Annotated in this window: 5 protein-coding genes; 4 read left to right on the forward strand and 1 reads right to left on the reverse strand. The window is 61.2% G+C overall.

All coding sequences use genetic code 11. The features are described from left to right. Positions 1-11: 11 nt before the first annotated feature. Positions 12-974, forward strand: a complete 963-nt coding sequence (locus ACN0SO_RS18955; protein ID WP_417680294.1) for a branched-chain amino acid ABC transporter permease — start codon at positions 12-14, stop codon at positions 972-974. 96 nt (positions 975-1,070) lie between these two features. Then, the gene (locus tag ACN0SO_RS18960; protein ID WP_417680295.1) at positions 1,071-2,276 is read left to right on the forward strand and encodes an ABC transporter substrate-binding protein; all 1,206 of its coding nucleotides are present in this window, start codon (positions 1,071-1,073) and stop codon (positions 2,274-2,276) included. Positions 2,277-2,365: 89 nt separating this feature from the next. Here the strand turns inward: ACN0SO_RS18960 and ACN0SO_RS18965 are convergent, their stop codons facing one another. Beyond that, positions 2,366-4,117, reverse strand: a complete 1,752-nt coding sequence (locus ACN0SO_RS18965; RefSeq protein ID WP_417680296.1) for a ShlB/FhaC/HecB family hemolysin secretion/activation protein — start codon at positions 4,115-4,117, stop codon at positions 2,366-2,368. A 484-nt stretch (positions 4,118-4,601) separates the two neighbouring features. Between ACN0SO_RS18965 and ACN0SO_RS18970 the strand changes: the two genes are divergently transcribed. Both ACN0SO_RS18970 and ACN0SO_RS18975 read left to right on the forward strand, forming a co-directional pair. Then, complete coding sequence (locus tag ACN0SO_RS18970) at positions 4,602-13,391, forward strand: filamentous hemagglutinin N-terminal domain-containing protein (protein WP_417680297.1); 8,790 nt, start codon at positions 4,602-4,604, stop codon at positions 13,389-13,391. 185 nt (positions 13,392-13,576) lie between these two features. Beyond that, positions 13,577-14,119: an invasion associated locus B family protein gene (locus tag ACN0SO_RS18975; RefSeq protein WP_417680298.1), complete on the forward strand. Its 543-nt coding sequence runs from the start codon at positions 13,577-13,579 to the stop codon at positions 14,117-14,119. Positions 14,120-14,130 lie beyond the last annotated feature (11 nt).

Below are 14,130 nucleotides of genomic sequence, written 5' to 3' on the forward strand. Positions count from 1 at the left end.
GGCGCAGGATCATGGAACTTATCGGTCTCGCCAATTACGCCCTCTTCATGGGCATCTTCATCGGCATCTATGCGCTCCTGGCGCTGGGCCTGAACATCCAATGGGGCTTTGCCGGTCTCTTCAATGCAGGTATCGCCGGCTTCTTCGCCGTCGGCGCCTATACCTCGGCGATCCTGACCAGTCCTCACGCGGACGGGCGGCTCGGCGGGTTCGAACTGCCGTTCTATGTGGGCTGGATCGGCGCAATGATTGCGGCCGCGCTGATCGCCTGGCCGATCGGGAAGATCTGCCTGCGCTTCCGCTCCGATTATCTGGCAATCGCTTCCATCGGCGTTGCGGAAATCATCCGTCTGGTGATCAAGTCGGAAGCGGAGCTGACCAACAGTGCTCGTGGAATTTCCAACATTCCGCGTCCCTACGGCGACCTTCCCTATGTCGAGTCGCAGATGGCCTATCTGGCGATTGTTGTCCTTGTCCTGTTGGTCGCCTACCTGATGGTGGAACGACAGTTCAATGCGCCCTGGGGGCGGATGATGCGGGCGATCCGCGACAACGAACTGGCGGCGCGCGCCATGGGCAAGAATGTGGAGTACCGGCGCCTGGAAGCCTTTATCTTCGGCTCGGCCCTGATGGGCTTGGGCGGCGCGCTGTTTGCTCATTTCAACCGTTCGATCACGCCGGAGGCCATCGATCCGATGGTTGCGACCTTCCTCGTCTGGATCATGCTGATCCTCGGAGGATCGGGCAACAACCGGGGTGCGATCCTTGGTGCGGCGGTGGTTTGGACCATTTGGTCAGTTTCCGAGATTGCAACTGATCAACTTCCGCAGGAATATGCGGTCAAGGCGAAATACATCCGTCTGTTCCTGATCGGCCTGATGTTGCAGCTTGTGCTGCGCTTCCGGCCCGAGGGACTGCTGCCGGAGCCGCTTCGTGGCGACCTGCGGTCGGATGACGATTCGTCTAAGTCTTGAAATCGTAAATGAAGCCGACATGGTATGAGTTTACGACTTAAGCGACAAACAGGGTTCACGCGGGCATCAGCCCGAAAACAAGTGGAGGTAGTACCCATGAAGTCCAAAGTTCTCGCAATTGCCGGCGGTCTGCTCGCAGCCACCGCCCTGGCCAGCGCACCGGCCAAGGCAGCCGACGTCAAGATCGGCGTCATCGGCGGCGTTTCCGGCCCGATTGCAGCCATGGCCCCGGCCATGATCGACGCAGCCCAGCTCGCGTTCCAGCAGGTCAACGAGCAGGGCGGCATCCTGAGTGGCGACAAAATCGTCGGCGTCGTCGGCGACAGTGCCTGTAACCCGCAAGGCGGTACAGATGCGGCCACCAAGGCCGTAAACATCGAAGGCGTCGTCGCCATCGTCGGTCCGCATTGCTCCGGCGCAGTTATGGCAGTCGCCGGTTCGGTCACTATTCCCGCCGGCATCACCATTATCACGCCGTCCGGCACGTCTCCGGAAATCACCGGCCTGAAGGACAACGACACCGTTTTCCGCACCGTGCCGTCCGATGACGACCAGGGCCGCGCGCTGGCGCGTACCCTGAAGAGCATGGGCTACAACAAGGTTGCCGTTTCCTACATCAACAACGACTACGGCACCGGTCTTGCCAATGCGTTCAAGGCCGTGTTCGAGGCTGAAGGTGGCGAGATCGCCGGCTATGCAGCCCATGAAGACGGCAAGGCATCCTACCGGTCCGACCTGGCCGAACTGGCCAAGGGCGGCGCGGATACGCTGGTCATCTTCGACTACGGTGACGGCACCGGCCTGACCATCCTGCGCCAGGCGCTCGAAAACGGCTTCTTCGAGAAGTTCGTCGGCGGTGACGGCATGAAGTCGGATGCTCCGATCAAGGAACTGGGTGCGGAAAACCTGTCCACGTTCATGGCGTCTGCGCCGGTGGGCGAGAAGTCCAAGTCTCTCGACATGTTCAACGACGCCTTCAAGGCCTCCGGCGGTGATCCGAGCGCCATCTTCGTGACCACGTCCTACGACGCGGCCTTCCTTCTGGCCCTGGCCGTGGAAAAGGCTGGTGGCGACAAGGCCGGCGTTTCGGCGGCTCTTCGCGAAATCTCCAACGGCGAAGGCGAGCCGATCATGCCGGGCGAGTGGAAGAAGGCCAAGGAGCTGATCGCGGCCGGTACGGCCATCGACTACAAGGGTGCCGCAGGCGACGAAAACTTCGACGATAACGGCGACGTTTCGGGCACCTACGCCCTGTTCAAGGTCGCAGGCGACGGTTTTGAGACCATCACCGAAATGAAGTAAGCTTTACGCTTTTCAATGACGTGAAACACGACCGGCGGCTTCCATGGAAGCCGCCGGTTTTCTTTTGCCGGGATTGCAAAGGAAACTGATCAGAACCGGCCGGTCACCTTGAACAGGAGGCGCAGATTGTCCGTACCGAGGTTCTTCACGTTATTCCGGTTGTCGTTGAGGAGCGCGGCCAGCCCGAGGTCGAATTCCAGGCTGTTAGCAGAGGCAAGGCGGATACCGCCACCGGTGGAATAAAGCGCGTTGGTCTTGTTGTTGCCGAGGCCGTCGAAGTTGATGTTTTCGATCACCCCGGCATCCAGGAAGGCGTAGAGCTGATAGCTCTGAAGATACTGGCCGAAGTCCACGGGACGGGTGTACTGCAGCTCCGCCTTGCCGGCGATGCCGCGGTCACCGAGGATCGTGCTCGGGTCGTAGCCGCGCAGGAAGTCCATCCCGCCGAAACCGACTTCCTCGCTGGAAAGCAGTTCCTCGAAGGCATATTGGCCACGCGCGGCGACTAGCAGGTTGACGCCCCGCATCGGCAACCGCTGCTGGCGCTGGAAATCGGCCCAGAGGGTGGTGAAGGTGCCGTCGGCGCCGGTTCGCGAAGCAAGCGGATCGCCGGACTTGGTCGCGCCGAAGGCATCGAGCCCGATGCTGATGCGACCGGAGATGGTCGTGACCGCCGGCATCAGCGCGCCGAACCAGGAATCCACGAAATCGTAATCCGCGGTAAGGCGAAGGACGCGCAGCTTGTCGTCGGAAATGTCGCCGAAGGTGGTGGAATCGGAAATCAGGTCGACCCAGTCGAACCGGCCGTCGATAAACAGGTTCTGACGGCGCGACCGGATCAGCGGATGGCGGGCGCCGACGGTCACATATAGGCTGTCGTTGGTGACCCCGAACTGCTGCAGGCCGTTGCCGGGATCGGAGGCGCTGTTGGACAGTCGGCCGTAGACGGTCGTGCCTTCCGTCCCGATCGGAACCGAGCCGACGATCTCGCCGAACAGCAGTTCGTCAACGGAAGGGGCAGTCTGGAATCGCACGCCGATGCGTTCATGCAGGCCGAGCAGAGAATTCTCGGTAATGCCGAAGGAACCTGTCCAGGGGCCGACGTACTCGGATCCGTAGTTGGCGACCTGGAAGGCCGCTTCGAAGCGGTCGTAGGTGGTTTTGACCGTCAGGGTCGCGGCCCCCGGTGCCGACGAAGACGGAGACAGAAAGCCTTGTACCTGGAGCCCCGCGAGATCGCCGGCCAGAAGCAGGTAGCGTTCCAGATCGTCGGAATGCAGCGGGCGGGACCGGGTGATCTTCGACGTCATCGCCAGGACGAGATCGCGCCGGCTGCCGTCCTCGCCTTCGACGACGACGTTGTCGACATAGCCCTCGACTACCTGCAGCCGGACGACACCGCCGTCGACCTCCTGCGGCGGAACGATCACCTGGGACAGGATATAGCCCTTGCCGCGGTAGAAGGCGGTTGCTTCCGCTGCCATCTGGAAGATAACGGCGACCGGAACCTCGCGGCCTGTGTATTTGGAAAAGATCGGCTGAAAATCACCCTGATCGAAAACCGTCGACCCCTCGATGACCACCTTTTTGATGGTGAGGCTCAGATCGACGTCCGGCAGGCCCGCGCCTTCGCCTTCGCGGACGATGGGTCCAGGAGATATCCGATAGGGCGAGATCGGCAGATTGCGCAGCCATTCTTCGGCGCGCCCCGGCTGGGCCGGTCCGGGAATGGTGACCTGTGCGAGGGCATGGTCTGACAGGAACAGGGGAGCCATAACGGCGGCTGCCGCCAGCACAAACGCAGCCAAAGGCTTCAAAGTCTTTCCCTTGAGGCTCTTCACGTAAAGGAACTCCGTCCCTGGGCGCCACGAGGAAACAAGCGACGCCGTTGCAACCCTTGCCGGGACGAATGATGCGAAAACTTGAAACTATTTTCGCATTACTTTGGATGACCTAAGTCCTTCACACTTATGGTGAATTTCCGAACATTCGATCCCTGTAATTATTGCGTTAACCATAAATGTGTCATGGTTAATTTTTTCTTAAGTACTTGAATTTCTTCGTCTTTAATGGGCCGCGGGAACGCTGTTGAAAGCTCGGTCGTCAGACACGGGACACGGTGCCGCCAGGCTGGAAAGGCCTCTGGAACAATCGGGGAAAAAGGAAAACCGGGATTTCTGGGGAGATTAACCACGCGCCCAATTAGTTACCGAAACGTTACTGCCGGCATTGAGTTTCGAGCGAAAACGTTCCTATTCTGATACGAAGTGTTAACGATATATTAACCTGGTGGCCGGTCTGGCCCCGCGAGTAGGCGTTTGAGTAATGCGTGGCTTAACGGTGAACCGGCTCTTCCGCGGAGCCTTTTGTTTTGGCTTCACGTTTATAACAAGCATCCAGCCGCTTCTTGCCGGTCCGGCCGGCGGCCGCGTTACCGCCGGGTCGAGCAGCATCACCCAATCCGGCACCACCACCACGATCGACCAGTCCTCCAACCGGCTGGTCATCGAATGGGACAGCTTCGACACCAACGCTTCTGAAACCGTGCGCTTCAATCAACCGGGGTCCTCGGCCTGGGCCCTGAACCGGGTGCTGTCGAATTCGGCGACGAAATTCGACGGTTCGCTGTTTGCCAACGGCAACGTGGCCATCGTCAACCGTCATGGTATTCATTTCGGCCCGAATTCGGTTCTGGACGTGGGTGGGCTGATCGCCTCCAGCGCCGATATCTCCAACGACAATTTCATGAACGGGCGGTTCGACTTCGACAAGCCCGGCGTGCCGGATGCGATGGTCACCAACGCCGGACGGATCTCCGTTCGCGATACCGGGCTGGCCGCCCTGGTCGCTCCGGGCGTGGAAAACTCCGGCTACATTCAGGCAAATCTCGGTACGGTCATCCTGGGCGCGGGGGAAACCCACTCGATCGATTTTCGCGGCGACGGTCTGATCAATTTCACTCTGACCAGCCCGACCAGGGCGACGCCGAAAAAGGAAGATGGCTCCGACGCGGATGCGCTCGTCTCCAACAAGGGCGAGATCGTCGCCGACGGCGGCTCCATCGTCATGACCGCGAGCCAGGCGTCGCGCGTGCTCGACCAGTCGATCAACATGTCGGGTATCGCCCAGGCCAATTCGGTCGGCGTGCGCAACGGCAGGATCGTGCTCGGCGGCGGGCGCGTGGGCAAGGTCCGGGTTTCCGGCAAGGTACTGGCCCGGGTGGATCTTCCCAAGACGGGAGAGGACATTCCCCTGCCGCCGTCGCGCGGTGGCACGGTTCATATCACCGGCGAAGACGTGGAGATCGCATCGGGCGCTGAGATCGATGTTTCGGGCACCAACGGCGGCGGGACCGCCCTGATCGGCGGGGCTAAACATGGTGGTTCGCTCGCCGATGACAGCACAATCGGCTACCTGGATAACGGCGGTGGCTCCCATTCGGTCCTGGTCGGTGACAAGGCCGGGGCCGCAGGCAACGGTTTCATGCCGACGGCTGATAGCCTGCTGATCGAGGCGGGTGCCACGATCGATGCCTCGTCAACGGGCGGCAATGGCGGCACGGTCATTGCCTGGGGCAACGACGCGCTCAATTTCCACGGCCTGGTCGACACCATCGGCGGCAATATTGGGGGCGGCGACGACGGCTTCGTCGAAATGTCGACCAAAGGGACGGGCGTGATCGGCGGGACCGTCCGGACAGGGTACATGCTGGTCGATCCGGGCGACGTCTGTGTGTCCACCGCCAGCACATCCGGCTGTACATCCGGTGCGTTCGACCTCGACGATGCCATCATCGAAGGGGTTCTGAACGTCGGCGGCACCTTCGAGCTCAATACGGATACCTACGGAACGTCCGGCACCGGAAAGGTCGAATTCGGCGGCGGCGGAAACGTCACCATCAACAACAATACCGGAACCATGGGGACCTTCATCATCCATGCCGCCGACACCATCGATACTGTGCAGGTCGGATTCCTGACGAATGGAACGACGGGCACGAATTACGAGTGGTATGCGGGAAGCTCGGCGACGGCGAGCCCGGTTTCCTCCGCGGACATCATTCACTTCGGCCAGGTGTTCAACACCGGCGGCGGGCACGTGATCTTCGATGCCGCCAATGACGTGTCCATCGGCGATCCGCTGACCACCAGCGGCGGCGATGTGAGCCTGATCGCGCGTGGCTCGAAGGTCATCTTTCGGACCAGTGATGCCTACATCGATTCCTCCGGCGGAGCGATCAGCATCCAGGCGGACACCCTTCAGGTCAACGGCAGCGCCACGTTCGATCCGTTGATCAACGCCGGCACGGGTACGGTTTCGATCAAGTCCAAAACCGCAGGCAGGAAAATAGTACTTGGCGGAAACAGCGGCAGCAGCCTCAGTATCAACAACGATGTTCTTGATCGTATTGAGGCCGACACCCTGAGCATTGGAGACAGCTCCGCCGGGTCCATCACAATCGCGAGTTCGATCGCACCCGCCCAGGTGAACACACTGTCGCTGACGACCGGCGGTGCTGTTGTGGATGGCAATGCATCGGGGACGGATGTCACCGTCGACAGCCTGGCTGTGCGGGCCGGGAGCGGCATCAGTCTTGATACAGCGGTGTCCTATCTGGCGTTCTCCAACACCAGCGGCGATGTCGACTTCGGCAACACCGGCGCGCTGACCATTGCATCGGTCGACGGACTTTCCAGCTCTTCCAATGCCGGCACGACGCTACTTACCGCGGGCGGTCCGATAACGTTCGCGGCGAATGTTGCCAACGGTGGCAGCCTGACCGCGGCAGCATTGGAATCCGGGGTCGTCGATACCGAAAACATCACGGTAAATGCGGGCGTAACGGTGCAGTCGACCGGCGGCAACCTCAGCCTGTTGGCAGGCGACGACGTTATCGTCGGGAGCGGCGCCACAGTTAGTGCGAACAGTGCCCTAACCCTGAGCGCCGGTTCCGCCGACACGGATTTTGATGGCGGACTGACTCTGGACCCGACCGCGAACCTCGCCGCCTTTACGATGAATATCTCCGCATATGACGACATCACGTTCGGCAGCGGCAACCAGTCCGGCGCCGGGGTGAGCCTCGACTCGTCCGTCGGCACTATCTATATGGACGACGGAGGGATCTATTCCTTCAGGGACCTGTCCGTGACTGGGAACACAGCTCTCGGGGGCGCCTACAACAGCACCGGCACACAGACTTTCAACGGGCCGGCCCTGCTTTTCTCCGACACGCTTCTGGCGAGTTCCGGCGGCGGCAATATCACTTTCAATTCGACGCTGGACGGCTCGTCGGTTCTGACCGTCAACACTCTGGGGACAACGGCTTTCAACGGCACGATCGGTCTTTCGACCCGGCTCGGCGGCCTGACCACGGATGCCGGCGGCACGACCGCGTTCAACACCGGCGTCACCAGTGGGGTCGACATCCAGGGCGATGCGCATTTCGGCGACGACGTCACCGTCTCCGGGGGCGGACAGATCTGGGCGCTCCGCGGCAATACCACCTTCGACGGGACACTGATCGGCGACGTCGACATTATCCTCAGGGCTTTCAATCCGATCACTTTCAATGACGCGGTGTCGTTCAAGGGCCTTCAGGTCACCAGCGGTGGGCAGACCAACCTCAACGGCGGCTCGGTGACCACGACGGAATTCGGGCAAGGCTATTTCAACAATGTCGTTCTCGGTGCGGACACGACACTGACTTCGAACGACTATGTCCGGTTCCACAACGCGCTCGATGGGGCCTACGATCTGACCATCAACGCGCCTGGCGTGACCAATTTCCGCGGTGTGGTCGGCGGGACAACCGCGCTCACCAGCGTGACCACGGATGCAGCAGGGACATCTCTTCTTGAAGGCGGTGCGTTCACGCTTTCGGGCAACACGCTGACCTTCAACGATGCGGTGACGCTGGGCGTCGATACCACGATCACCGATGCCGGCGACGTGACCTTCAACAACACCGTCGACGGAGCTTACGACCTGACGGTGAATTCGGGTGGCACGCTCACCGTCGGCGGTTTGATTGGAGGCACGACGGCGCTGACGTCCTTCGCTGCGAACGCTGATGCCGTGACCATTGCCGCGGGAAGCGGTATTGCCACCGACAACGGCGCGATCGATCTGTCGGCTGACAGCATGAGCATTGCAGGCGCCGTCAATGCGGGTACCGGCATCGTCACCCTTGCGCCGGGTACGGTGGGCAGGACCATCAGCCTCGGCACCGAGGTCGTTGGCAGTCTCAGCCTGACCGATGCGGAAATCGACCTGATCACCGCGGGGATCCTGCGCATAGGCAGCAGCGATGCGGGCAGCATTACCTTCAACGGTACGATCAGTCCGGCCAACACGAGCACGCTGTCGCTGATCACCGGCGACGAGATTCTCGACACCAATTCCGGCGTCGATGTCCAGGTTTCCAACCTTGCAATCCAGTCGGTCAACGGGATCGCCAACAATGAACTTCTCGAAACCGAAGTCGATACGGTTGCTGCGCGCAACACGACCGGCGGCGGTATTGCGATCCTGGAGACCTCTAACGGCGGCGATCTGATTATTGGTACCGTCGATGGCGTCGTCGGCCTGCGAAACACGGCTTCCACCGGGTTCAGCCCGTTATTGGCGATTCAGCTGGAAACGACGAACGGCGATCTCACCGTCAACAACGACATCTATACCTCGCGCCGCAACATGTTCCTGGTCGCGCAGCAGAGCAACGGCGGGGCCGGCGACAGCACATTCACCAACAACGCCAACATCATCGACGCGGATTCCGGCAGCAACGCGAATAACGGCCAGATCGATATCCGCGGCAACAACATTGTGCTCAGCCAGGGCAGCACCATCTCGGCGGTGAACCGCGTCATCCTCGAAGACGACCCGTCTTCGACCGCGACCGTCGCCATCGATCTCGGCGGGGCGGATGGGGTCAATACGCTGGGCCTGACCGACACCGAACTCGACACCGTGACGACGCCGGGCGTGCTGCAGATCGGCCACTCCGGCTCGGGCGATATCACCATCACCGACGCAATCACGCTCGACCCGTCAAAGGTCGGAGCGCTTGAACTGCGGACGGGTGGCAGCATTATCGACGCCAACGCGGCCGATCCCGACATCACCGTCGGCGACCTGACCATCCTGAGCGCGACCGGTATCGGTGCCGCCGACCATCTCAATGTCGATGCGACGTCGGTGACCTTTACCAACTCCACAAGCGGCGATGTGGACATCACCAACACGGGTTCTGTGACCGCAACCGGCACCAGCAATGTCGGTTCGATGGCAATCGGCGCCTCCACATTCAATGTCGCCAACAGCGCCAGCGTCACCGCAACCGGCTCGATCTTGATCGATGCGCCGATCGTCAATCTCGACGGCAATCTGACGGCGCCGAGCGGCATTACCGGTACTGCCACGACCGTCAACGTGCTCGGTTCGACCGGCGGGGCGGAATTGAACGACGCGGTGGATGTTGCCGCAACGGGTGCGACCGTCAATGTGCTGGGCGGAACCTACAACACGGTTGGCGGCGTGATCCTCGACGTCGATGGTCTGACGATGCAAAACGTTGACGACGTCAGCAACCCGATCAACATCGTCAATGATGCCGTTGTCGTGCCCGCGAGCCCGGGTTTCACCATCAGCGCCGACGGCGTGACCCTGAACGGTTTTTCCTATTCCGGTACCGGCGGTGATCCTGCAGTGCTGCTGACGGGTGCGGCGGACAATGTGACCATCGAGAACGGTACCATTACCGGAACGGCAGCGGGCGGAGCCGGCATTCTGGTCGACAATACCGTCACGGCCGGTCTCGATCTCACCATCGACAATGTAACGATGAGCGGCGTCACCGGAAGCGGGATCCGGTTCAACAATGCGCTGAACGGAGCCGATATCCAGATCTTGAACAGCGTTGCTTCCAGCGACAGGACGGCTGTTCTCTTCAACGGCGCCATATCGAACGGGACCCGGGTCACCATTCAGGGCAACAGCCAGATTGCCGCGCTGGTCGACACCGGTGGCATCGATGACGACGGGATCAGCTTCGCGCAGTCCATCTCCGGAGCCTCCACGCAAATCCTGATTGCGGACAATGCAGACATCAGCGGTGCGGATCGGGGTATCTCGTTCGAGGGCACCGTAACGGATGCATCGGTTACGGTTCGTGCCAACACGATTGAATCCCTTGATCTCGACGGCATTCTTTTCAATGGCGCGTTGACCAATGCGACCGTTCTCATCGGCGGCGCCAGTGCCGCCGACGGCAACAGCATCACCGGCGCTCAGGACGGTTTGGATATCGACGCCATCTCCGGCGGGACGTTCACGATTGCCAACAACAGCCAGATCCTGGGTGCGGACGGCGACGGCATCGAGTTCGAACAGCCGATTTCCGGCGGGGCACAGGTCAATGTCACCGATAACACGCTGATCGATGGCCAATTCCAGAACGGCATCGTCTTCGAGCAAGGCATCAGCGGCGCCTCGATGGTGACCATAGCCGGCAACACCGACATCATCGGCAACCAGGACGGCATTGCCGTTCGCGGGGATATCGTCGGCGGCAGTGCTTTCACGGTGGGCGGCGCAACGTCCGCGGAAGCAAACCGCATCCTGGGTCTGAATGACGGTATCCAGATCGGCGAACTCGATGGCGGAACGGTTTCGATCCTGAACAACACCGGCATTTCCGGCGCGATCGGAGACGGCATCAAGTTCTCCAACAACATTACCGACGGGATGGTCGGGATTTCCGGGAACGCGTCCATCACCGGCGCAAGTTCGGGGATCGAGTTCACCTATGACGGTGCGGCGATCATCGACAACTCCACGGTTTCGATTGCGGGCAATACGGGGATCTCCGGTCAGGGGTATTCCGGTATTTATGTGGATGCGGCGCTCGTCAACGGCACGCAGTTCAACGTTACGGGCAACACCAATGCGGGCGTTTCGCCTCTGCCCGCCATCGGCGGCTTCGTCAACGGGATCGAGTTCGCCGGCGATATTTCCGACAGCGGTGTTCTGGTCAGCGGCAACCAGACCATCTCCGGAGGCTACAACGGCATCCTGTTCGGACCGCCCGAGGGTATCGGCGATATCGACAATTCCGTTATCACAATCGCCGACAACACCGGTATCGAAGGTACGCTCGTGGACGGTGTCCAGGTGGCGTCCCGGGTGACCGGCGGCTCCGAATTCAGTGTGGCCGGAAATGACGCGATCACCGGTGGCGAGACCGGTCTCGATTTCCTCGGCGTGGTGCTCGACAGTACCGTCAACGTGGCAGGCAACACCTCGATCGAGGGAACTATCGATGACGGTATCTGGTTCTATCGCACCGTCCGGGATTCCGCGGTGAACATCGGTCCGGCAACCGTCGACGTTGGCGGCACCGCCACGACCTATGGCGGCAACGGCACCATCTCGGGCGGCACGACCGGCATCGAGACCTGGATCCTGAACAACACCGATTTCACCGTTGGCAACAACACCGAGATCACCGGCGGCTCGTCCGGTTTCGATTTCGATGCCCCGGTTCGTGTCGGCTCGACCGTCAACATCGTCGGCAACACGTCGATCAATGGCGGAGACGGCGGCATCGCCTTCTGGGCGCCGGTCACCAACTCGACCGTGAACATCGCCGGCAACGACGAGATCCGCGGAGACACTTACGAGGCGATCTACTTCGACTACGGCATCCGCCATTCGACCGTGAACATCGGCCCGGCAACGGTCGCCATCGACGGAACCGCCACGAGCTTCGGCGGCAACGGCACGATCCGGGGCGGGGACGATGCGATCGAGTTCATGTATATCCTCGACTCCAACGTCACCGTCGCCGGCAACACGAGGATCGAAGGCGATGACGACGGCATCGATGCCAATGACGATATCGAGGGCGGATCCACGCTGACCATCGCCGACAATGGCAGCATCATCGGTCACGGCCTCTTCGCCGACCCGGGCAAGGGCATTACCATCGACGGCGCCGTGACGGACAGCACGATCTCGGTGACCGGCAACACGACGATCCTCGGCGAGACCGGCGACGGCGTGCTTTTCCTCAGCCCGGTCACCGACAGTACGGTGACGGTCGCCGGCAATGGCGCAATCACCGGTCAGGACGGCCATGGCGTTACCTTTGCCGACCTGATCGATCCGTCCACCGTCGACATCAGCGGCAACACCCTGATCAACGGCATGAACGGCAACGGCATCGACTTTTCCGGCGGTCTGGTCGATACCAATGTGACCATCGGCCAGAATGACCAGGTGAGCGGCAGCCAGAACGCGGTGTTCTTCAACAGCCTATCCGGCTCGACGATTGCGGTAAGCGACACCAATGGAAACGGCGGAACCAACGGCTTCCTGCTGACCAATAACGGTCAGGGCGGATCCGCCAACACGCTGTCCTTCGCCAACTCTGCCTTCACCGGAACGACCGGGACCGGGCTCTCCGTGATCAACGGCAATTCAGCACCCGCACTGGACATCGACATTGCCTCGACCGGCGGCAACACCTTCACAGGCCAGCCGTCCATGTATCTGTCCGGCCCGCGCCTGGCGCTTGTCGGCGACACGCTTGGTGACACCGCGTTCAACGCTCCGGGCCGAGGCAACTTCATCGTCCTCGCCAATGGCGGGCTGTTCGAGCCGGGGCGGCCGACCATCATCGACGGCAACAGCGCGATCTTCGACGGGGTTCCCGTTCCGGCCAAGTCACTGCCTGCGCTGATCCAGTCGATCGAGGACCGGATCATCGACTTCGACGACGACAATACGCTGGGCCAGATCTTCTTCGTGCCGCTGACCCCGGCCGACGTGATGGACGTCGGGCAGCGGCTCAACGCGTTCTTCGGCTTCAGCATCGGCGATATCGAGACCACGAATATCCAGGCACCGGGTGACTGGATCCTGCGCCCGCCGTTCCCGTGGATCCGTCCCTACGGCAATCCTGTCGACCGGACTTACCGGCTGGGCGGCTGCCGGCCGGTGCTGGACAATGCCGGTCACATCCGGACCTATGCCTGTGCGTCCTTCATCGACGGAACCTATCCGCACATGTACATGAGCGCCCTGCCGTTTGCCGTCGCGGCGGTAAACTAGGGCTCTGCGCAGAGCGGGGCGGAACGCTTCAGGCAGGCGCCGCTCTCGGTCCGGAAGATTAAGGTTAAATTAGTCTTTCATTTGCGGTTTGGCGCTCGTATTGCGACCTTGCGCGGAAAGCTCCGGTGCCAGGGGGAGGCCGATCGATATTTTCCAGTGCCTGTGAGCCGATCAGGAGGCAACAGATGTTTCATTCTCTTTCCAAGGTGTTTTCGGCAACCGCGGCGGCGGTTTGCTTTTTGTTTTTGTCCCTTGCCCAGCCGTTCGCGGCGGAAGACGTGGATACGCCCTCGCAGACCACTGCGACCTTCGGTGACTGGACGGTTCAATGCCGTCTTCTCGACGACAAGTCGACAAAGCTCTGCGAGATGCTGCAGGCCATCCAGGCGAAGGAGAACAACGGCCTTCTGGCGAAGATCGCCGTTGGCCGGCTTCCGGGCAAGGAGGCGATGCGCGTGGTCGTGCAGCTGCCGTTGGCCGTGAACCTGAGCAGTCCGGTCGAACTGCGGGTTGGCGACAAGGTGGCCGTCAGTGCGACATACGAAACCTGCTATCCCGATTTCTGCCTTGCAGGTGCTTCCTTTAGCGACGATGCGGTGCAGATGTTCAAGAAGGCCGAGGCGATGACCATCGTCTTCAAGACCCGGGCCGGTGCAGCCCATGGGGTTCCGGTGTCGCTCAAGGGTTTTACCGCGGCTTTCAAGAAGACATTCGAAGCGCCGTCCTGAGAGGCCTTTGG

The sequence above is a fragment of the Roseibium sp. genome (genome assembly GCF_048260565.1).
In the GTDB taxonomy this organism is placed as follows: Bacteria; Pseudomonadota; Alphaproteobacteria; order Rhizobiales; family Stappiaceae; genus Roseibium.

Excerpts from the sequence above, each read along its gene's own strand:
- ACN0SO_RS18970 (WP_417680297.1), top strand. The coding sequence starts at position 4,602 with ATGCGTGGCTTAACGGTGAACCGGCTCTTCCGCGGAGCCTTTTGTTTT.
- ACN0SO_RS18960 (WP_417680295.1), top strand. The coding sequence starts at position 1,071 with ATGAAGTCCAAAGTTCTCGCAATTGCCGGCGGTCTGCTCGCAGCCACC.
- ACN0SO_RS18975 (WP_417680298.1), top strand. The coding sequence starts at position 13,577 with ATGTTTCATTCTCTTTCCAAGGTGTTTTCGGCAACCGCGGCGGCGGTT.
- ACN0SO_RS18955 (WP_417680294.1), top strand. The coding sequence starts at position 12 with ATGGAACTTATCGGTCTCGCCAATTACGCCCTCTTCATGGGCATCTTC.